This is a genomic window from Flavobacterium sp. SLB02 (assembly GCF_009664855.1).
Taxonomy (GTDB): Bacteria; Bacteroidota; Bacteroidia; order Flavobacteriales; family Flavobacteriaceae; genus Flavobacterium.
Genome location: NZ_CP045928.1, coordinates 2,712,205 through 2,735,187 on the forward strand (window position 1 = coordinate 2,712,205; position 22,983 = coordinate 2,735,187).

Genomic DNA, 22,983 nt, shown 5'->3' on the forward strand with positions numbered 1-22,983 from the left:
TGAACGAAGCAACGATGTTTTTTAAGTCAAGAAAGTAGCCCGTTTTTTTGTCATCCCGAGGAACGAGGGATCTCCACAAGTAGCTCGACAATCCAAGCAAAACTTTGTGTTAGTTTCTTGCGGAGATCCCTCGTTCCTTGGGATGACAAACTTTGTGGTGATTTTCTTTGTGGCATTTCTAGTGTGATCTCTCCTCCGTCGAGATGACAAGATTGTGGTTACAAGATTGTGTTAACATTCTTTGTCGAATTTCTCGCGGAGATCCCTCTCCCGAAGCTTCGGGATCGGGATGACAAACTTTGTGGTGATTTTCTTTGTGGCATTTCTAGTGTGATCTCTCCTCCGTCGAGATGACAAAAATGCGCTGACTAACTTTGACAAAGATCCCCAAACCCAAAAAAACCAGCGAAAACCCGCTAAACCCGAATAATCCGCGGGCCAAAAAAAAACGAAAAGGCTGTCAAAATTAGACAGCCTTTACTTTTTATGATTCGCAACTACTACAAGTCACCAAACTCGTAACCAATTCTTTAGATACACTTTGGCTGCGTTGGTAATACAAACTCTTGATTCCTAATTGCCATGCTTCGATAAGCAAACGGTTTACATCCTTAATTGGTAAATCCGATGGGATATTTAAGTTGATACTTTGTCCCTGATCTACATATTTCTGACGGATTGAAGCTTGTTGCACAATCTCTAACTGACTGATTTCTTTAAAGGTTTTAAAGACATCTTTCTCTAATTGACTCAACTGACTCATGTGCTGAACGCTTCCGCCATTTAGCATGATTTCTCTCCAGACTTCTTCGTTATCAAGGCCTTTTTCTTCTAATAAGGTTTTTAGGTATTTATTTTTACGCATAAAATTACCTTTACTCAAACCTGCTTTATAGTAATTACTGCTAAAGGGTTCAATTCCCGGTGAAGTTTGCCCTAAAATAGCCGATGATGAAGTCGTTGGCGCAATTGCCATTGTTGTGGTATTACGTCTTCCGTATCCTTTTAATAACTCCGGTTCGCCATAAATTCTGGCCAAATCCTGAGTTGCCTTATCGGCTTTATCACTGATATGTTTGAAAATTTCTGTGGTTTTCATTTTGGCTTCAAGACCTTCAAACGGAATCATATTTTTTTGCAAATACGAATGCCATCCTAAAACCCCTAATCCTAGTGCGCGGTGTCTTTTTGCAAAACGATTCGCTGCTGCCAGATAATAATTCCCTTCTGTTTTTTCGATGAATTCCTGTAAAACCGCATCAAGGAAAAAGATCGCCAGTTTTACTGCTTCAGTATCTTTCCATTCTTCGTAAAGTTCCAGGTTCATTGACGAAAGGCAGCAAATAAACGATTCATCAAAGCTCGATGGCAACATGATTTCGCTGCATAAATTACTTGCGTTGATACGCAGGTTTTTGTCTTTATAAACTTGTGGCTTGTTTTTGTTTACATTGTCACTAAAAAAGATATAAGGCAATCCTTTTTGCTGACGGCTTTCCAGAACTTTAGCCCAAACTTGTCTTTTATCTGCATCACCATCAATCATTTCCTGCATCCAGTAATCCGGTACACAAATTCCGGTAAACAAGTTCTGGATTGGATTTCCGATGCTTTTTATCTTCAAAAATTCTTCGATATCCGGGTGATCTACGTCTAAATAAGCTGCAAAAGCCCCTCTACGAACGCCACCTTGCGAAATCGTATCCATCGTCGTATCAAAAAGTTTCATGAAACTTACCGCTCCACTACTCTTTCCGTTATCGGTTACGGCACTTCCTCTTTCGCGCAATTCTCCAAAATAGCCTGAAGTTCCTCCGCCAATTTTGGTCTGCATGATTACTTCACCCAATTTATGTGTAATTCCTTCGATTTCATCTGGAACGTGAACATTAAAACAAGAAATTGGCAAACCGCGTTCTGTTCCCATATTGGCCCAAACTGGCGAGCTGATACTCATCCAGCCGCGTTCGATCATTTCTACAAAAGACTCTTTTAACTCAGGTTTGTACAATCTTTTTGCAGCAGCGGTACAAATTCTGTCAATTGCCCCTTCTACGGTTTCACCTTTTAAAAGATATCCACGATTTAAAATTTGCTCACTTTCAGAGTTTTTCCACCACATTTTATTGTCTGCTTCGCTTAGCGGAGCGCTGTTTCCTGAAATTGTATCTATTGTATTCATAATTGTAATTTGCTGTTTTAGAAAAGGTCGTTTGCCGTAATACTTTTGTCGTGTTTGGTATATTCTACCGGTCTTTTCGCAAAGAAATCATCAAGGCTGTTGGCAAAAACTTCTTCCTCGAACCATGCCATTGCTTTATAATCTTCTGCAGGAACATTAAATATGGTTGGAATATTGATCTGAGTCAGACTTTCGTCTAATCTGAATTTCATGAAGTTTACCAAATCTGCTTTTTTGATTGTTTCGATTTCACCATCTTCAAAAATCCAGTCTAATATATCGGCTTCAACGTTGATAGAATCCTTAACCGTTTCCCTGATAAGCGTTAAAGTTTCCTCATCAAAATAATCCGGGAATTCTTCGCGTATTTTGTTTACAATATAAATTCCGCCATTGGCATGAATTTGTTCGTCTATAGAAGTCCATGCGATAATATTGCTCACATTTTTCATATATCCTTTAAATCTTGTAAACGACAATAAAATCGCAAACTGGCTGAAAAGTGATACATTTTCGATTAGAATACTGAATAATATCAGCGAAACCACGTACTTTTTATTGTCTTGCGATTTTGTATCTTTTAATACATTCGAAAGATAATCTACACGTTTGCGGATCACCTGAATCTCCATAAGTTTTTCGAATTCATCATTATATCCTAAAACCTCCAAAAGGCGCGAATATGCCTCAGAATGCCTGAACTCACATTCAGCAAAAGTACTTCCTAATCCGTTGAATTCCGGTTTTGGGAAATGCTCATAAATATTACCCCAAAAACTTTTTACGGCTACTTCTATTTGTGCAATGGCCAATAAACTATTTTTGATGGCTGTTTTTTCGGCGGCATTCAAATGCGAATGAAAATCCTGAGTATCAGCAGTAAAATCGACTTCGGTATGCACCCAATACGCTTTATTGATGGCTTCAGTAAATTGTAACACTTCTGGATATTCAAAAGGTTTATAGTTGATTCTTTTATCGAAAATAGACATATGTATAGTATTAAATGGTGACTTATTCAGAATAAAAATGATTCGTTTATTGGGGGAGTTTAAACGATATTCTATAAATACAAAATTAACCCACAGTTCTTCTTTCAACCACCTTTTGATGTTAAAAAACCATCCAATTATCAACAGCCGAAAGCCTCTTAAAATCGATCAGAAATTTACATTTTATCAACAGCCTTAAAATATTCCGTAACACCCAAAACATCAGCTATTTAAAATAAATCTAAATAGAGTTATCAACATAAAAAAGGAAGTCGATATCCATTTCAAAAAAAACAGTTATCAACAATCGACTTAAAAAAAGTAGCTTTTTTCATACGTTTTTATCATTTTATTAAAAATAATTTCGTCCGGCAAGAACATTTTCAGTCTTGTTCTTTTTATACCATTATTTGCTCATCTTTCTACTCTTAAAAATAAATAACTTTTTGATTTTAAGTGATTTATATTAACAAAACGAATCCTTTAGATTTTCTTATTTTTATCTAAAATCCAAAAATCAACACTATTTTTCGCATTATTTTAATGAAAAGGATTAATATTTAAAACTTACCGTAATTTTGTACTCTTAAAATAAGAAATCATGATTATTAGAAAAGCAACAATTGACGATTCAGAATCTATTGCCAAATATTTATTGTTAGCAATGGAACAAATTATATATAAATTTATTGATGAAAAGGATCCAAAAACAGCTTACTATTTCCTGCTTCATTTTGTTGAATCTGAAAACAATCAGTACTCTTATCAGAATTGTTTTGTAGCCGAAGAAAACGACGAAATTGTTGGTGCAGTTGCTGTTTATGATGGAGGAAAACTACAAGAACTGCGAAAACCTGTTGTTGATTATGTTCGTCTTAATTTCAATCCTGATTTTAGTCCCGAAAACGAAACGCAAAGCGGAGAGTTTTATATTGATTCTTTAGCCGTAAGTCCAAATCATCAGGGAAAAGGAATTGGTTCTCAACTATTGCAGTTTTTGATTGAAGAATTTGTAACCAAAAACAAACAGACTTTAGGTTTATTGGTTGAGGAAGGAAATCCCGGAGCGAAAAAACTCTATTTAAAATTAGGTTTTAAAGTGGTTGGAGTGAAAACTTTGGTGGGAAAAACTTTGGAACATTTACAGATTTCTTAGTTTTTTGTTTCAGGTTTCAGGGTTGAAATGAGAATACTTTGTCATTTTACCGCAAAGAGCGCAAAGTTATACGCAAAGTTCGCAAAGTATTTTCGAAGCATATCAATTTTTGCTACCGACTGCTCAAGTTTTTTTTACTGGGCTGGAATAATCTCGCAAAGGCGCAAGGATGCAAAGTCTGTGTTTTAATAGTATTTAATTAACTCTAAAATAAGAACATAAGCTTAAAAAACTTTGCGCCCCTGCGTCTTTGCGAGATTAAAACATTGCAACTTAAAAATTAAGTTTACAAACATTAGCAAATACAAAGTTTAAACACAAAGCTTTGCGTCCCGAGGCTTCGGGATGCGTTTTTATAAAACCTTGCTTAGTAAAAAATCTTGCGCCCTTTGCGGTAAAATGATAAAGTACTTCCATTCACTTTTCAAACCTGAAACCTGAAACTTGAAACAATTTCAACCTCTTTTCTCTCTTAACAAGATTTTTACTAAACGACTACCCGAAATATGTGTTAAGATTTCATAACTCAAAGTGTATCAGTCAAAAAGTTTTATATTTGCACACGAAAAAATTTATTACCCTATTACAATTAAGGACTTCAATGCTCCTTAATTTTTTTTTTATTACACTTTGAAATTTACATTAAAAAATACCTTTTCCGGCAGGAACTTCTTCATTTTAGGAATCATTTTCATTGTTCTTACGCTGCTTTCTATTTATATACTGAGTGGTTTAATGACCGAGGTTACCGAAAAATCAAATGCCGAAAGTTCACAGCGAAGCTTTGTAAAAAAACAGGAAGTCATTGCGCAGGAATTAACCCGCTTTTTAGAGACCAAAAACGAACTAAAACGAATTGTTGATATCAGCAATGCTAAAAACTTATCTGATAATCTAAAAGTTTTAAGTACTATTCATGCCAATGATAGTCTTGTCAAAAACAACTGGTTTGAGATTAATGACAAACAAATCGAATTTACAAGTTCTAAAAACAGCCCTGCTTTAAAAACTTCTATAAAGGATTTTGGTACTAAAAACAAAGACTTAAAACAATCTAATTCTATTGTTGACGATTCTGAAAACTTTTTTTGGCGTATTTATTATAAATACATCGCTGCGAATGGTACTGTGGTTCGATACGGCTATGATATAGATCTGCAGTCTCTTCAGTCTTATTTCTCGACTATTGACCAGAAAGCGCCCAATTATGCTTTTGTTTTCGATAAAAAGGGAACGATCATTTATCATCCTGAAATAAAATTACTCAAAAAGAATATTTTTAAGCTTACCAATATAGCACCTCAGGATACTACTTTTGCTAAAAAAGAAGGATTCAGCAAACGAATTGCGCCTTCGGAATATTTGCTTTTGGATATTGTACGATATACCAAACGTCTGAATGTAAAAGGAACACATTGGTATATCGCGGTAAACTTTCCGAGAGAAATTGCTAATGAAGATGTAAATGCGGTTAAAAAATATGCGTATCTCATTTATATTATTACCACTGCTATATTAATTGTCTTCTTTTATTTGTTTAACATTTTCACCCGAAGAACTTTTCAGGAGAAAGAAATCCTGTCTCAGGAAAAAAACAAGCTTCTCTTGGAAAACGAAATGATTAATAAAGAGAAAGCCCTGATTCAGCTACAGCAATTGAAGGAGCAGATTAATCCGCATTTTTTATTCAATTCGCTGAATTCGCTGTATATGCTGATTGAAAATAATACCGGCGTGGCGCGGAAATTTACATTAAACCTTTCTAAAATTTACAGGTATCTTATAAATCCTCCTGTTAACAATATTGTTACGGTTCAGGAAGAATTGCTTTTTATCGAAAAATACATCTTTTTGCAGCAAACCCGTTTTACTGGAGAATTCGTCTTTACGATCACTATTGAAGATGAAAGCTTTCTGGCAAAAAAAGTGCCTTATCTGGCTTTTCAGATTGCGGTTGAAAATGCGATCAAACATAATATTGCTTCTGAAGAAACTCCATTAAAAATAACAATTAGCATTAACGAAAACGTTGTAATTATTACCAATAATTTAAACGAAAAGCAAAACTTCGGGAAAGAATCTAAGTTTGGTCACAAATACTTACAAAGTATTTATAATTACTACGGTAAGGACGATTTTAAAGCCTTCAAAAAAGATGGCGATTTTACTTGCATTTTACCTTTAATTGGATAAAAAAAAACATTCACTCCCGAAAAAAAGCCACTCACTCCATTTTGCTTTTTTTAACGTAATTCATGCAATATTTTTAGCCAAAAATTAACCTAAACTTAACTTTCTATGAGAGAAAAGGCATTGTTGAGAAGTCTAAAAAATATCGCTTTGGTGGTATTGGTACTGAATACTAGTACTATGATGGCTCAAAAAAAGAATAAAAAGAATAAAGAAGACAAAACAGAACAAGTTAAGGATTCATTAAAAAATTCGAAAGGACAAAAATATGATGACCTTATCAAAAAAGGGACTTTCAAAAAAGGATTGTTCAATACCATTCAGGTAAAAACAGACCTTTACCTGGAGATCAATGATTCATTGTTTCAAAGAGAGTTTTTGGTTGTCAATAAAATTTCAAATGTTCCTTTACCTGTTAATGATGCAGGTTTAAATAAAGGAATGAATTACGAGAATAAAATCATCACGTTTCATAAAGATCTTGTTGCCAAAAAAGTTTGGGTAAAATCATCTGTACCTAAAGTTTCATCGCCGGTTGGAGATGCTATTACACAATCTGTCAACAGCAATTTCTCAGAATCGATTATCGAAGTTTTTGATATCGAAACCAAAAACAATGATTCGACATCAGTAGTAATCAAAGCCAATAAGGTTTTCGACGGAAAACAAAAAAGTTTTAATGATGTGTTAAGCAATATTGGTTTTGGAGGATCTGTAAAATCTGAACTTTCGTATATAGAAAATGTGAAAACGTTTCCTAAAAATATTGTCGTAAAATCGCAACTGACTACTTCTGTTGCTGAAGGCGGTCCTGCCCTTTCGGTTACAATTGGTGTTACTTCTAATATTATTTTATTGGATAAAGTACCTATGCAGGCTCGTTTTGCCGACAAACGTGTTGGGTATTTCTCTGAGAAACACTGGTATTTTAGTGATAATCAACATGCCATGCTCGAAAAAGAACTGATTACGCGCTGGAGATTAGAGCCTAAAAAAGAAGATATCGAAAGATACAAAAAAGGCGAATTGGTAGAACCTAAAAAGCCTATTGTTTATTATATCGATCCATCGACACCAAAACAATGGCGCTCTTATATTATAGAAGGAGTTCGCGACTGGCAGGCCGCTTTTGAAAAAGCAGGTTTTAAAAATGCCGTTATCGCAAAAGAACCTACAGAAGAAGATACAGATTTTGATATTGATGATGTACGCTACTCCGTGATTACTTATGTGGCTTCGCCAAAATCAAATGCTATGGGACCTGCGGTTGTAGACCCAAGAAGCGGTGAAATTATTGAATCTGATATTATCTGGTGGCACAATGTAATGACTTCATTACAAAGCTGGATGCGCATTCAGACCGGAGCAATTGACCCAAAAGCAAGAGGCAACAAATTTAGCGATGAACACATGGGAGAAGCAATTCGTTTTGTATCGTCTCATGAGGTTGGACACACTTTTGGCTTGAAACACAATATGGGTGCTTCATTTGCTTATCCGGTAGAATCATTAAGATCACCAGCTTTTACAGCAAAAATGGGAGGAACTGCTCCTTCGATCATGGATTATGCACGTTACAATTATATCGCTCAACCGGAAGATAATGTAGAAGCTATCACGCCAAAAATTGGTGAATACGATAAATATGCTATCGAATGGGGTTACAGATGGTATGCAGATCAAACAGAAGAACACAATGCGTTGAACGCCCTGATCTCGAAACACCAAAATGATCCTGTTTATTTCTACGGAGAACAACAAGACGGTGACAGTACAATAGATCCTCGTTCACAATCTGAAGATTTGGGTGATGACGCTATGAAAGCCAGCGAATACGGACTTAAAAACTTAAAAAGAGTTGTTGGAAAAATCCTGGAATGGACGTATGATAAGGATGAATCTTATTACCAAACGGGTAAACTATATATTGGTGCAATTGGCCAATGGAATTTGTACAACTATCATGTATTAACCAATGTTGGTGGTATTTATTTGAATACTACAGTTCATGGTGATAACAAACAAAGTTATGTAGCGGTTCCGGCTGCGATCCAGAAAAGAGCGGTTTCTTACTTATTAAACAATAGTATTAAACTTCCGGAATGGCTGTTTTTTAACCCGATTTTGGATAAAACAAATCCGTTGAAAGATTCACCTCTTGGGCCTTACGAATACACGCCTTATACATTGGCAAGAGAATTACAATATGGAGTTTTATACAATCTGTTAAGTGACGATCGTTTATTGCGAATGACAGAAAACGAACTGTATCAGCGTAACGAGGTAAAAGAAAATGTATTCACGGTAACACAATTATTCAAAACAGTACACCAAAGCATTTTTGCTCCTACGATCCAAAACAAATCACTTACGATTATGGAGCGTATGACACAGAAAAACTATGTAGATGTTTTAATTGTTTCTACCAACAAACTTTTTGAAAAAACAGATACTAAAAAAATTATTCAGTTAGAAGAAACATTAAGCATGCCTCATTTATGTGATTATTTAGAGGAATCTAAAATGGCACGTAATATTAATCAGTCGGCTCTGAAAAGAGTTTCTGAAGTTACATCTGATAAAAAAGGCGAATTAAATCAGATTTTGCAATTATTGAAAACAAAGAGAAACATTGGCAATCAGGAAACGAAAAACCATTATTTCGACCTCATTCAACGTATCGAAAAAGCATTAAACAACACACTATAATTTAACACAATCCAAAAACAAACCAATGAAGAATTTATTTTACATGCTGAGTTTCCTACTTGCCCTCTCGGGGTATGCGCAGGAAAGGACTATTAAAGGAAAAGTACTGGACGCCAAAGACGGACTGCCGATACCGGGAGTTACTGTTTATGTCGAGAACAGTTCTATATCCAACAACACAGAACAAAAAGGGGTCATCACGAGCGCAAGCCTAGGTACAGTAACTGATTTTGATGGTGCATTCGAATTCAAAATCAACAGTAACATCAAAAGTTTAAGAGTTTCCTATATGGGATATTTGCCTTATACAATTGATATTACAGATAAAAACCAATATACTATTTCTTTAAAATCTGACGTAAGCGAATTAAAAGAAATTGTAGTTACAGGTTACCAAAAGATCGAAAAAAGAAAACTGACTTCAGCTGTTGCAAAAGTTGAAATGGCAGATATCAAACAAGCGGGTGTGGCGAGTTTGGATCAAATGTTAATTGGTCAGGTTGCGGGTGTTGCCGTAACACAACAAACAGGAGCTCCGGGAACGATCTCAAAAATCAGAATTCGTGGTACAGCATCTCTTAATGGTGCACAGGATCCGTTATGGGTTTTAGATGGTTTACCTCTTGAAGGAAATGATGTTCCTCAAAACTACGACAAAGACAATATTGACGTATTGAGCAATTTTTCTATCGCAGGTTTAAATCCTGAAGATATTAAAGATATTACCATATTAAAAGATGCTGCTGCAACTGCCATTTACGGTGCAAGAGCTGCAAACGGAGTTATTGTGGTAACGACTAAAAAAGGAAAAAAAGGAAGTATGAAAGTAGATTTGAATGTAAATACTTTCGTGACTCAAAAACCTGATTTTTCTAAATTAAACCTTTTAAATTCTTCTCAAAAAGTAGATTTTGAACTTTCGCTGGCTTCAAGAGAGGATTTGACTTACAGAGACGGTAATGGAGAAATTTCCCGTATTCTTAATCAGGCTAATGAATTAGGAGCCTACAGATCGGGAGGTTTTTCGTCTCTAAGTCCAGCAACACAAAACTCAATCAACGCTTTAAGAAATGTCAATACTAATTGGGGTGATTTATTGTACAGAAGTGCTATCAATAAACAGTATACATTAAGTTTATCTGGTGGTGGAGAAAAATCTGATTACTATTTCTCTTTAGGAGCTTACAATGAAGAAGGTGCTACTATAGGAACTGGTTTTGACAGATACAACCTTACCTTAAAAAACAACTTTGATGTAACCGATAAATTGCATGTTGGTGTTGGAATTTTTGGTACGCAAAGCAAGAAATCATCTTATATTTCAGATACAGACACTTTTACCAATCCTGCTAATTACTCCAGAAATGCAAATCCATATCTAACGCCATTAAACGCTGATGGAAGTTATAATTATGATAAAGATATGCTTGGATATGGAAACGGAAGAGTATATATTCCTTTTAATTACTTAGAAGAAAGAGAAAATACCAATTATGAATTGACAACAAGATCTATAAAAGCATTGCTTGATGTTGATTATAATATTACAAAAGGATTAAAAGCAAGTACACAAATTGGTTTACAGTTTGACAACAATGCCTCTGAAAAATATGCCGGTAAAGACACTTACTATACCCGAAAAGAAAGAGAAAAAACAAGTGTATTTGCAAACGGAGCTTATACTTATTTCCTTCCTGTTGGCGGAATTATTCAAAATTCAAACACTGACTTTTTTCAATATAACTGGAAAACGATGGTGAACTATAGCACCACTCTTGGAGGAAAACATGAGTTAGAATTTATGGTGGGTAATGAATTAAGAAAAAACAAAAGCACAGCTATCAATACAAAAGGTTTTGGTTTCGACCCAAAAACGTTGACTACAACTCAAATTGTTTTTCCAACTGAAAATTATGCAGCTGACGCAAACTACAGAACGTATTTAAAGAATGAAAACGAAAATGCATTTGCATCGTTTTTTGCAACAGCATCTTATACTTATGACAGAAAATATACTTTCTTTGGAAGTGTTCGTTACGACGGTTCAGATTTATTTGGTGTAGATCCTAAATACAAATACTTACCATTATGGGCAGTTTCCGGTTCATGGGCAGTATCTGAAGAAAATTTCTTAAAAGGTAATGAAGTAGTTTCTAATTTACGATTACGTGCATCTTACGGTTTACAAGGAAATATCGATAAAAACACTTCTCCCTATGTAGTTGGAGAAAACAAAACGGTAGTTATTTTACCGGGGCAAACAGAACCTATTATTAATGTAATTTCTCCTCCAAATGATAAATTAAGATGGGAAAAGACAGAGAATACCAACTTTGGGATGGATCTTGGTTTGTTCAATAACCGTATTAGTATTGTAACAGATGTTTACGGAAGAAAAAGTACCGATTTAATTGGTTTACAATCGCTTCCTGTTGAAAACGGTTTTGAGTTTACAAACGCTAACTGGGCTCAGGTAACGAATAAAGGATATGAGATAGCTTTGTCTACACGAAACATTGATCGCCCGAACTTTAAGTGGAATACCACTATAAATTTTGCTCACAATAAGAGCAAGGTTGATCGTATTCAGACAAGATCTAATAGTTATTTACCATCAAGAGAAGGATTACCTGTTAATGCCGTATTTGCATTAAAAACAGCAGGAATTGATGAAAGTGGTTTCCCTTTATTTGTAAACAAAAAAGGAGAAACTGTAAGCACACAAACTCTTTTTGGTCTTTTTGATCCTTATGCAGATTTCTTCCCTGGCGTTTTATCTCAATCAAAACTTACGGATGAAGAAACAAGAGATTTGTTTAGTTATGTTGGAGATGCAGATCCTAAATTTACCGGTGGTTTTATCAACACTTTTAAAGTTCATAATTTTGATCTTACAATTGCTACTACTTTCAATCTTAAACAAACCGTTGTTGAGAAACCAAATTTTAATGGTACAACGTTAGATCGTGGTCAAAACTACACTACAGATGTTCTTAATGCATGGTCACCTACTAATACAGGTTCACACATACCAGGAATTACCAGTGAGACTTCAGGAACAGGAGATTCATGGATGGCATACCAATGGTATTCTGGCGGAGCACCACTTAATGTTTACAATTATCTGGATACCTGGGTTCACGAAATGAGTTACATGCGTTTAAGCAGTGTTCGTTTAGGATATTCATTGCCTAAAACTGCAACAAAAACTTTGTTTATGGATAGCATTAGATTTAGTATCGAAGGAAGAAACTTATTTGTAATCAGCTCTGATTATAAAGGTTACTTTGACCCGGAAACATTCGGAAATATCTATGCACAACCAATCCCAAGATCAATTTCTTTAGGATGTAACCTAACTTTTTAATCTGATTTAAAATGAAAAATATATTAAAATACGTATTCTTTGCCGGTGTAGCCATTACGACTGTAAGCTGCGACCATTATCTTGATGTTGAACCGGTTGGCAAAGTAATTCCGGAAACCTTAACTGATTATAGAGCAATAATGACAAAAGGCTATTCTATAACAGCTATTCATAAAGCATTATCTGCTATTAGAGCAGACGAATTGGTTTTAGATGAATTTAATGATAATGCCACTTTCTACAGGGATCATTATATTTGGAAAGATGCCAATCCTGATAAAACAACAAACAGTTTTCCGTATGCTGGTTTGTACAACAGAATTTTCTATACGAATGTGATCATCAACGAAGCAAGCGCAAAATTAGCGCCTTCTGCAGAGAAAGATCAATTACTTGGAGAAGCTTATGCATTAAGAGCATTAACTTACTTTGACTTATTGAACATATTTAGTAAACCTTATAATGCTGCAACAGCTGCAACAGACAGAGGAGTTCCATTAGCTTTAAAAATAGATTTAGAACAGGCTTATGTTCCCCAAAGTGTCGCTGTTATTTACGACCAGATTTTATCTGATGATGAAGAGGCTAGAAAATTATTGAATTTAGATACTCAAACAGCGGGTATAAACTACCGTTTTTCTAAAGCTTCATTATATGCTATGGAATCTCGTATTTTCCTTTACAGAAAAGAATGGGCTAAAGCTATTGAAGCTGCAGATAAAGCCATGACATACAAAAGTGCTTTAATCAACTTAAACACAACAGCTGCTTTGCCTAATCTTTATAACGGACCAGAATCTATACTAGCGCTTGAGGATCCTTTTATTAATCTTTTAAAAGGGACATCCTATGCTGCGCCAACCTTAACAGGGGTTTATGATAAAACAAACGACTTACGTTTTGCTTTGTATTATCAGGCAAGCGGAAGCAGATACAGATTCAGAAAAGGGGGTGATATCGCTCAAAAATGTACTTTCAGAACAGCTGAATTGTACTTAACCAAAGCAGAAGCATCAGCACAATTAAACGATCTGCCAACAGCGAGAACAACTGTAATCACTTTTATCAAAAACAGATATACTGCAACGGCTTTTAACGCCTTAAGTTCATCGATTGCTGCTATGACACAAACTCAGCTTCTTGATTTTATTACTCAGGAAAGACAACGTGAGTTTGCTGTAGAAGGTCACCGTTGGTTTGATTTGCGAAGAACCACTCAAAAACAAATCATTCATACTTTTAATGATCAGGATTATACATTAATAGAAAATGATCCGCGTTATACGCTTCCATTTCCTCTTGATGCCCGTTTAAACAATCCTGAATTGTAATAAAATTAGCTCCGTTTTTAACGGAGCTTTTTTTTTAACTTTACAGAAAACTAAACGTAATGAAAGTAGTTATTATTGAAGACGAACATTTGGCTTCAAGCTATCTCAAATCTATTTTAGAACAGCAAAGTATCATTTCGATTAATGAAATAACGGTACTGAAATCTGTAAAAGATGCCGTTGCTTTTTTTAAAGTAAATACTGTTGATCTTGCCTTTATGGATATTCATTTAGGAGACGGAAAAAGTCTTGACATTTTTGAGCAGGCAACTGTTTCATGTCCTGTTATTTTTATTACCGCTTACGATTCTTATGCCGTAAAAGTCTTCAAACATTTCACCATCGATTATCTTCTAAAACCATATGAAGAAGAGGAATTACATGAAGCTTTACTAAAATACAAAAACATAAAAGAAACCTTCAACACCAACCTGATTGTTGAATCTTTGGTCGAAATTGAAAATCAAAGCAACGTTCAGTATCATTTTTTAGTCAATCACAGAGATAAACTCCTTTCTATAAATGACACTTCGATTACCTATTTTTATGCTACAGGAAAGCATATGTATATTTACACCAATTCCGGCAGCAGCTATTTGTATAACAGCAATCTAAAAGATTTGGTCAATAAACTTAATTCTGTTCTTTTTTTTAAAATCAATCGAAAATACATCATCAACCGCCATCATATTCAGGAAATCATCAAACATTCGAGTCAGAAAATCGAAATTTTATTCAATGTCGATGTTCCGGATACTGAACCTATTATTTTAAGTAAAAAGGAAATTAATAATTTTAAGAATTGGCTGGATTCTTAATACTTTGTGCTTATTTTTTTTAAACACATAGAGACATAGGTTTTATAGTTGAGAAAGAAGATAATGAGAAACTCATTTCTTTCACATAGCTATGTGGCAATGTCTATCTTTAGTTTGCAAAATCTATTTTTCTGTTTGTTTTTTTTTCACGCAGATTTCGCAGATTCAGCAGATATTAAAAAAATACTTTTAATCTTTTAATCCGTGGCTATTTTTTCCCGCATCGTTTCGCATTTGCACTTTGTGGTAATATTCCAAGTGAAACGCCTTTTACATCATCCTAAAAGCTATGTCTCTATGTGTTTAAATTTTTTCAAGCAGATTTAGCAGATTCAGCAGATATTTTAAAAAATCCTTTTAATCCTTTAATCTGTGGCTATTTTTTCCCGGATCGTTTCGCGATTGCACTATGTGATAATATTCTAAGTGAAACGCCTTTTACACGATCCTAAAAGCTATGTCTCTATGTATTTAATTTTTTTCACGCAGATTCAGCAGATTTAGCAAATCTTTAAAAAAAATCCTTTTAATCTTTTTAATCTGTGGCTATTATTTTTTTTTACAATCATAATTGGAATTTGTTGATATTTGTAAAAGCACTTCGCTCCTACTATCCAGACAAATGAAAAAAATAATCCTTATTTCCGTTATCACATTAATCGTTTTTTATCTCATTCGAGAAAAAGTTTACAAACCTTATATGTGGAAAAAAGCCATCAATACAAAAGAACATCAACTACAATTAGGAAGCTTTATTTTTAGTAAAGAAACAGGCATTAACGGAAGTCAGAGTTACCAAAAATATTATTTTGTATTTAAGGTAACCGAAATCCATGGCGATTATGTCCGACTGTCAGTTATCAGGCAATTGTCTCAAAAAGATAATTTGAAAGAATCTGATTTTTCTACCACTTCAGATCAATACAAAAGTTTAAAACAGAATATTAAAAGTCTCACCATTACGCCCATTTTATTTGAAGATTTATACCACGGTGATGGCCCGAGATTTACTTTAAATGATTATTTACTGAATAAATATCCTGTCTTAAAACAATCCACATACTATTACGAAGATATTCCCGAAGAGTCAAAAAATAAGGGTATTCCAAAAAATCCAAATGATTTCGAAATGTATTTTAGTATGGTTTATTCTAAAAAAGAAATCATCGAAAAAGGACAGCTTGTGCCGTGGACAATGACAAATAGTTTTAATGGCAAACCTTTATTGTCTAACTATTCTAAAAATATAGATTTAATTGTCAATTAAGAATTTGAAACCTCAGTAAAATCAAGGGTTTTAAAATATTTTTTTAAAATTTTATCTTTTTTTTCTAAAATTTGTCCAGTCTCGAAAGTTCAGTTGTCATTAGGGTATAACATTAAAAATTATACATTATGGAAACTAGAATTAATGCATTCGAAAAAGGTCAAAAAGCCTTAAGTACTTTATTTGCCATTACCGGTTATATCAAAAAATCAGGACTTGAAAAATCACTTTTGGATTTAGTCGATTTTAGAGTATCACAAATCAACAGCTGTGCGTATTGTTTAGACATGCACTCAAAAGAAGCTTTGGCAACCGGCGAAACTCCGCAACGTTTATTTGGTTTAAGCGCCTGGAGAGAAACTCCGTATTATACATCAAGAGAAAGAGCTGCATTGGCCTGGGCAGAAGCTGTAACCGCTTGTCAGGTTCATGATGAAGTTTACGCTATTACAAAAAGCGAATTCTCAGACGAGGAATTGATAGATCTTACGCTTGTAATTACCACCATCAACACCTGGAATCGTTTTAACCTTGCTTTTCCTAATACTCCGGGAACTTACAGAGTAGGACAATTTGGATAAATACATCAGGCTGTTTTTTATTTAAGGTAAAACACTAAATTTATATCTTAGATAAAAGACAGCTTTTTTCATTAGACATTGGCCACAGATTAAAGGATTAAAAAGATTTTTATTTCTCGCAGATTTGCCAGATTGAGTAGATTTAATTTGAATAATCATTTTTGAATTTGCTTCTATCTTTTAAAATCTGCGTGAAAATATTTGAAATCAAACATATAAAAAATAAACAATGAACGAATTCATATTAATATTCAGAAGAGATTTTACAACCAAAGAAAATCAGCCTTCACCGGAAGAATTACAACAACATTTGAAGCAATGGCAAAACTGGTTTGGAGGTTTGGCCGCGCAAGATAAACTCGCAAGGCCTTTGCAAAAATGGGACGGACAGGGAAAAGTAGTCAGCAAAGCAAAAGGAGTCACTAACGGACCTTTTGTAGAAATCAAAGAATCTATTGGAGGACTCATCATCATAAAAGCCAAAGATTACGACGAAGCTGCAGAAATAGCACAAGGATGTCCGGTTTTGAACTTGGGAGGAAATGTAGAGATACGTCAGGCTATGTAGAATTTAAAAGATAGAAAAAAGAAAAAAGAAAAAAGAGGAAAGAGTAAAGAGTAAAGAGTAAAGAGTATAGAATCAAGATTTATGGATTTATGGATTTGCAGATTATAGATCTTACATTCTTTATAACTATTTATGATAACTCTTTACTCTAAAATCTTGCTTCTTGCTTCTTGAATCTATATTCTTTTTTCTATACTCTTTTTTCTATATTCTATAATCTTAACTTAATTTATGAACCAGGAACTCATCCCCCATTTATTCAGAACCGAGTATCAAAAAATCGTTTCAGTTTTATGCAGTCTTTTTGGCATTCATCATATTGAGATTGCCGAAGATATTGTGAGCGATACTTTTTTGACTGCATCAGAAACCTGGGCGATAAAAGGAATTCCTGAAAATCCAACGGCCTGGCTGTATACCGTGGCTAAAAACAAAACGAAAAACTACTTTAAACGAAATGATATTTTCGAAAAGAAAATTGTAACCGAAATAAAATACAATTCCCCAATAAGCAATCCCGAGATCGAAATTGATTTATCTGACCAGAATATTGCAGATAGCCAATTGGCGATGATATTTACGGTTTGTAATCCGTGTAATTCTGATGAAGCCCAGATTGCCCTTGCCCTAAATTTATTATGCGGTTTTGGAATCAGTGAAATTGCAGATGCTTTTTTGTCTAACAAAGAAGTAATTTATAAACGAATCAATCGCGCAAAAGAGAAACTTAAGGAAGAAAATATTAAAATTCAAAATCCAAACCCTATTGAAATAAAAGAACGAATAGATACGGTACTCAAAACCATTTATCTTTTATTTTCTGAGGGCTACTACTCTACTTCGCAAAATACTACTTTGCGAAAAGATCTTTGTGCCGAAGCCATGCGCCTTACGTATCTTCTAATTCAAAATGAATCTACCAATTTACCTGCAACTAATGCATTAATGGCTTTAATGTGTTTTCATTCCTCAAGATTCGAAGCCCGAACAACAGAAAACGGCGAAATTATTTTGTATCAGGATCAGGATGAATCACTTTGGAGTCAGGAATTGATAGACCAGGGTACATATTTTATGAGTCAGTCCTCTACCGGAAATACGCTTTTTAAATACCATCTCGAGGCCGGAATTGCGTATTGGCACACCCAGAAAAAAGATACCAATGAAAAATGGCAGCATATTTTAGAATTGTATAACAATTTGATTATTTTAGAATATTCGCCAATTGTAGCTTTAAACAGAACCTACGCTTTATCTAAAGTAGTAGGGCAAAGAGAAGCTATTGCTGAAGCAGAAAAACTTCAATTAAATGATAATCATTTTTATTATTCTTTACTCGGCAATTTATATTCAGGTTACGATAACCAAAAAGCTTTGCAGCACTTTGAAACTGCCTTTGGTTTAGCCAAAACTGTTTCTGATAAAAATATTATCAGTAGAAACATGCTGGAACTTTCCAACAAAAATAATTAACGAAAGAATAAGTTATTTGTTACGTTAGATCCACCTTCAAAGAACAATCTTCTCTTTTGCCTGCATTTTAATTTATACTAAAAATTATTATGCAAAATTTGCTATTTAATAAAAGAAACTTCACTTAAAAGTCAATCATTATTTTGTCAGTCGACTATTCTTTTCTCAAATAAAATATTCGTCACGCATTTGTATAAAATTCACGAATTTTTCAATATTTATTATTATAAAATATTAAATCTTTAAAAATATTTAAAAATACCTGGTAAAATTTTAATATATTTAAAAGAAACCTACCTACTTCTATTAAACCTAATAGATCTTAAAAGTACGAAAAGCTTACTTATTACAAGATTAAATTGAAATTCTTGTCGGATTGCTTCACAAATTAACACATTGTTCCATCATTCCCTCTTTACCAGCAGATTAAGCACTAGGTGCGATTTGCTTAAATCACTATTATACTATAAGCCGTTCTTATTTTTTATGCCATTATTCTTACCAATTGATTCGTCGATAAACTAAAAATAATTTCGATTTCATGAATTTTATTTACCCAAATCTAAAAATATCATATGAAAATTAGAAAGTTACAGTTATTGCTACTCTTATTTATTAGTGTAACTATTAAAAGTGTTGCTGCTCCTTTTCCTCCGCAGCCAAGATCTATACCCCCTCCTGTAGGTGATCCGGTACCAATAAACAGCGAAATCTCTATTCTATTTGTAAGCGGCGTTTTGCTAGGCATCTTTTTTCTTTTAAAAAGACCAAAACTTATCTCAAAATCGTTCATCGAAAAATCAGATCAGTCATGATGCAAGCAAAAAACATACGCTATTAATGCCCTAAAAAAATGAAAATCATGAAAAAAACTACTTTGCTCATTTTGATGCTGGTAAGTACAAAATCTATCTCACAGATTTATTTTAGTCCCAATGCTAGCATGTACGTCAAAAATGAAGTCTTATATGTTCAGCAGGATATCAATTTAGCTTCAAGTTCAAATTTATATTTAAGAAATAATTCACAATTATTACAAGGAACTTCGGCAGCGTCTCTCAATACAGGATTAGGTGTTGTCTCTGTTTATCAGGAAGGTACTTCAGACAATTTTGATTATAACTATTGGTGTTCTCCGGTAGGAAATGCTTCTGCTGCCTCCGGAAATGAGAATTTTGGAATTACGATGTTAAGCAGTCCAACAAGTTCGATTGCTTCGACAACAGCTGCTATTTTACCTGCAAGTAATTCGAACGGAACCTCTAACCCACTTGCAATAGCCTCAAAGTGGATTTATAAATTAATTAATGCCAATAATTATTCGCAATGGATTTTTGTTGGCGGAGCTACAACATTGGCTCCCGGCGAAGGTTTTTCTATGAAGGGCACAAGCGGAACAGATGCAACAGATCCTGAAGGAACCGGAGTAACCAACAATTCGGGAAGTGCGCAGAGATATGATTTTAGAGGAAAACCTAATGATGGAAATATCAGCATTACTTTAGGTATCAATAACGCAACCCTGACAGGTAATCCCTACCCTTCGGCTTTGCACCTGAATGCTTTTCTTTTAGATCCGTCTAACACCTCAACTGGTGGAGTGGCCTATTTTTGGCAACAGGATAAAACGGTAAACTCCCACACACTTATAAATTACAAAGGAGGTTACGGATCTTATTCCCCTATAGATTTGGTTTCTTCCGGAATATATGTACCGGCTTTTTTTAGTTCTTATAACGGAGATGGCTCCGTAAATAATGGTGGCGCATCATCTGGTATTGTAATAAACAGACAATATTCTCCTATAGGGCAGGGATTCGTAATTAGTGCTACTGCCAGCGGAACTGCCACATTCAAAAATAGCCACAGAGTCCTGGTGAAAGATGGCTCCGGTTCATCGCAATTTGAAAAACCAGCTAAAAAAGAAACTACTGAAGAAGTTATTGAAGAGGTTTCGCATTTTAAATTGAATACTATCATTGACGATCAATTTACAAGACAATTAGCATTGGCTTTTGTACCAACAGCGACAGATGGAGTCGATTTTGGAATCGATGCCTTAAATATGGATGACGCACTCCCTAACGACATTACTTTTTTGTTAGAAAACGGCAGCTATGTAATTCAGGGAGTCAATTTTGATGTTACAAAGAAAATAGCCCTTACGGTAAAAGTTACTAGTACCGCTAGTTTTAAATTTCATATTCCGGAAGTAATAAACTTCGATAACGAGCAGAAAATTTACATTTATGATGCGCTTGATGATTCTTATCATGACATTAAAAATGGAACTTATCAGGTTACTGTTGTTCCCGGAATATACAATGACCGCTTCAAGATCACTTTTAAAGACGGCAACACACTTAGCATTGGTGAGAATGCTGCAAAAAAATTCTTCATTATTCAGGACAATAATAATAGTAAACTAAGGGCCGAAAATCCTAATAATTTAAATCTAAAATCATTTCGATTATATGATCTTTTAGGCAAGACTGTATTATCAAAAAAAGATCTGGGCACAGATCAGAATTATACTTTTTCAACCAGCGGATTCAGCAGCGGCGTTTACATTACAGAGTTCTTAACCATTGATAATGAAAGGTTCATTGAAAAAATTATCATATCAAATTCAGGTAAATAAAATATACCCCAACTAACTAATATTAAAAACTATGATCACTAAATCTACACTTCAAAATAATAAAACATTATTAGTACTGTTTTTTCTTCTTTTTACTTTAACAGGAAATGCCCAAATCGGGATTGGAACGATAACACCAAATATAAGTTCTGTTTTGGATGTTACGTCTGGTACAAAAGGAATGTTGACCCCACGAATGGGAACCATACAAAAAAATGCTATTGCAACTCCGGCAGAGGGATTAATTGTGTATGATACTGATTTGAAAACATTTTATTATTATTCAACCGGTGCCTGGGTACCAATTATTAGCGGTGTACCAGGTCGAATCAATTTTAAACGTATAAAATCTACAGATGTTTTAGCAACTGTTTTAGCTGCTGAACTTGCTGCCGGAAGTGGATCAAAATATGTTTTAAATTCTAACACCCTGTATGAAATCAATGGCACAGTACCATTTAATTTTCCTATTGATTTAAACAATGCGTATGTTCAGGGATTGGATACCAATAACGATATTATCATACGAACTACAGGGAATATTTTTGAAGGAGCAAATGGAGGAAGCATCAAAGGTGTAACCATTATAGCAACAGCCGGAAACGTATTTAACCTTAGTGGTGCAGCAACCCAAAATTTAATATTTAGGGATTGTGTTGTTGCCAATTCTAATACAGTGGGTACAATTTCAGGTTTCGGATTAGTATTTTTAAGCATCATTCAGTTTTCCGCAAATACAAACGGAATGACGTACAATAACATTAATCAATTGTTACTTAGTAATCAGGGATGGTTTGCTAATAATACAGGAACTTATGAAAAACTTACCGGAACTTTTACCCTAGTAGAAAAGCAAGGCGGTTTTAGTCAGGTTGAGGGTACTGCTATAGGTTTTGACGTATCTTCAAACCCAATTATAAGCGGTGATGCTGTATTAGAATCAGTTGTGTTTACAGGCGCAAACACTACTGGATATGTAAAACCATATACAGCAGGAACATATTCAGGTTATAATTTTACCAACAATTGGACTGTAAGAGCCGCCGGAATACCTACTGAGGCAGATGCAAATGCGGTTGGCGATTTTGCGATGGATTATTTAGTTGGATCGGGAGCGAATACTTCTTTCACTTCATCAAATCCAAGTACTGCAGTAAAAGTTAACGGAAATTCAACATCGTACAATTTATTTAGATTTGCTTTAGATGTAAGCCCCAATAACAATAACAGATTAAAATATTTGGGAAAAAAGAAAAGAATTTTTCAGATTGCAGGATCCATTTCTTTTCAGGTTCCGGGAGTAGCAGTCTATATTATTTATATAGCGAAAAATGGTGTACCATTGAATCAATACAAAATTTATGGAAGAGGTGCAGTTTTAAATGATATTGTTGTTCTTCCTTTAAATGGATCTGTTGAATTATCAAATAACGATTTTATAGAAGTATATGCACAACGTTACTCAGGAGTTACTGGCGATATTTTAGTGCCAAATATGGCGATTACTATTAAATAATTTAACTTTAATAATAAAAATTTGATTGTATAAAAAGGGAATAGGCTCTAAACTATTCCCTTTTTTTATGTATTTTAACTGTACTTTCTCTGGTAATTTATATTCAGGTTAATGATGATAATACGTCTTGAGAGCACTTTGAAAATGCTTTTTTGGTCTGGCTAATTCTAATTCTGACAAAAATTAATTGTT

General features: G+C 34.3%; 15 protein-coding genes. 13 read left to right on the top strand and 2 right to left on the bottom strand.

The features are described from left to right. Nucleotides 1–484 precede the first annotated feature (484 nt). Entirely contained in the window at nt 485–2,122 is a 1,638-nt protein-coding gene (locus GIY83_RS10295; protein ID WP_370514264.1) for a ribonucleoside-diphosphate reductase subunit alpha, read from the bottom strand. A gap of 77 nt (nt 2,123–2,199) precedes the next feature. Then, a complete protein-coding gene (locus tag GIY83_RS10300; RefSeq protein WP_208686808.1) occupies nt 2,200–3,174 on the bottom strand; it encodes a ribonucleotide-diphosphate reductase subunit beta in 975 nt (324 codons plus the stop codon). 601 nt (nt 3,175–3,775) lie between these two features. Between GIY83_RS10300 and GIY83_RS10305 the strand changes: the two genes are divergently transcribed. The 13 genes from GIY83_RS10305 (at nt 3,776) to GIY83_RS10365 (ending at nt 22,791) form a co-directional block, all read left to right on the top strand. Beyond that, entirely contained in the window at nt 3,776–4,330 is a 555-nt protein-coding gene (locus tag GIY83_RS10305) for a GNAT family N-acetyltransferase (protein ID WP_194614950.1), read from the top strand. Between the two features lie 630 nt (nt 4,331–4,960). After that, nucleotides 4,961–6,523 carry a histidine kinase gene (locus GIY83_RS10310; RefSeq protein ID WP_194614951.1) on the top strand — a complete coding sequence of 521 codons (1,563 nt, stop codon included), beginning with the start codon at nt 4,961–4,963 and terminating at the stop codon, nt 6,521–6,523. A gap of 105 nt (nt 6,524–6,628) precedes the next feature. Continuing rightward, complete coding sequence (locus GIY83_RS10315) at nt 6,629–9,229, top strand: zinc-dependent metalloprotease (RefSeq protein WP_194614952.1); 2,601 nt, start codon at nt 6,629–6,631, stop codon at nt 9,227–9,229. 25 nt (nt 9,230–9,254) lie between these two features. Then, nucleotides 9,255–12,596, top strand: coding sequence for a SusC/RagA family TonB-linked outer membrane protein (locus GIY83_RS10320; protein ID WP_208686810.1), 3,342 nt, complete (start codon nt 9,255–9,257; stop codon nt 12,594–12,596). Between the two features lie 11 nt (nt 12,597–12,607). Further along, nucleotides 12,608–13,927, top strand: coding sequence for a RagB/SusD family nutrient uptake outer membrane protein (locus GIY83_RS10325; RefSeq protein ID WP_194614954.1), 1,320 nt, complete (start codon nt 12,608–12,610; stop codon nt 13,925–13,927). A gap of 59 nt (nt 13,928–13,986) precedes the next feature. After that, the gene (locus tag GIY83_RS10330; RefSeq protein ID WP_194616721.1) at nt 13,987–14,745 is read left to right on the top strand and encodes a LytTR family DNA-binding domain-containing protein; all 759 of its coding nucleotides are present in this window, start codon (nt 13,987–13,989) and stop codon (nt 14,743–14,745) included. 622 nt (nt 14,746–15,367) lie between these two features. After that, nucleotides 15,368–16,012, top strand: a complete 645-nt coding sequence (locus tag GIY83_RS10335; RefSeq protein ID WP_194616720.1) for a hypothetical protein — start codon at nt 15,368–15,370, stop codon at nt 16,010–16,012. 128 nt (nt 16,013–16,140) lie between these two features. Continuing rightward, the gene (locus GIY83_RS10340) at nt 16,141–16,593 is read left to right on the top strand and encodes a carboxymuconolactone decarboxylase family protein (RefSeq protein WP_208686812.1); all 453 of its coding nucleotides are present in this window, start codon (nt 16,141–16,143) and stop codon (nt 16,591–16,593) included. Between the two features lie 229 nt (nt 16,594–16,822). Further along, the gene (locus GIY83_RS10345; RefSeq protein ID WP_194616718.1) at nt 16,823–17,161 is read left to right on the top strand and encodes a YciI family protein; all 339 of its coding nucleotides are present in this window, start codon (nt 16,823–16,825) and stop codon (nt 17,159–17,161) included. A 231-nt stretch (nt 17,162–17,392) separates the two neighbouring features. Continuing rightward, nucleotides 17,393–18,634, top strand: coding sequence for an RNA polymerase sigma factor (locus tag GIY83_RS10350; protein ID WP_208686814.1), 1,242 nt, complete (start codon nt 17,393–17,395; stop codon nt 18,632–18,634). Nucleotides 18,635–19,209: 575 nt separating this feature from the next. After that, the gene (locus GIY83_RS10355; protein ID WP_194616716.1) at nt 19,210–19,449 is read left to right on the top strand and encodes a hypothetical protein; all 240 of its coding nucleotides are present in this window, start codon (nt 19,210–19,212) and stop codon (nt 19,447–19,449) included. A gap of 47 nt (nt 19,450–19,496) precedes the next feature. Next, nucleotides 19,497–21,275: a T9SS type A sorting domain-containing protein gene (locus GIY83_RS10360; RefSeq protein WP_229029283.1), complete on the top strand. Its 1,779-nt coding sequence runs from the start codon at nt 19,497–19,499 to the stop codon at nt 21,273–21,275. A gap of 31 nt (nt 21,276–21,306) precedes the next feature. Continuing rightward, complete coding sequence (locus GIY83_RS10365) at nt 21,307–22,791, top strand: hypothetical protein (RefSeq protein ID WP_194616715.1); 1,485 nt, start codon at nt 21,307–21,309, stop codon at nt 22,789–22,791. Nucleotides 22,792–22,983 lie beyond the last annotated feature (192 nt).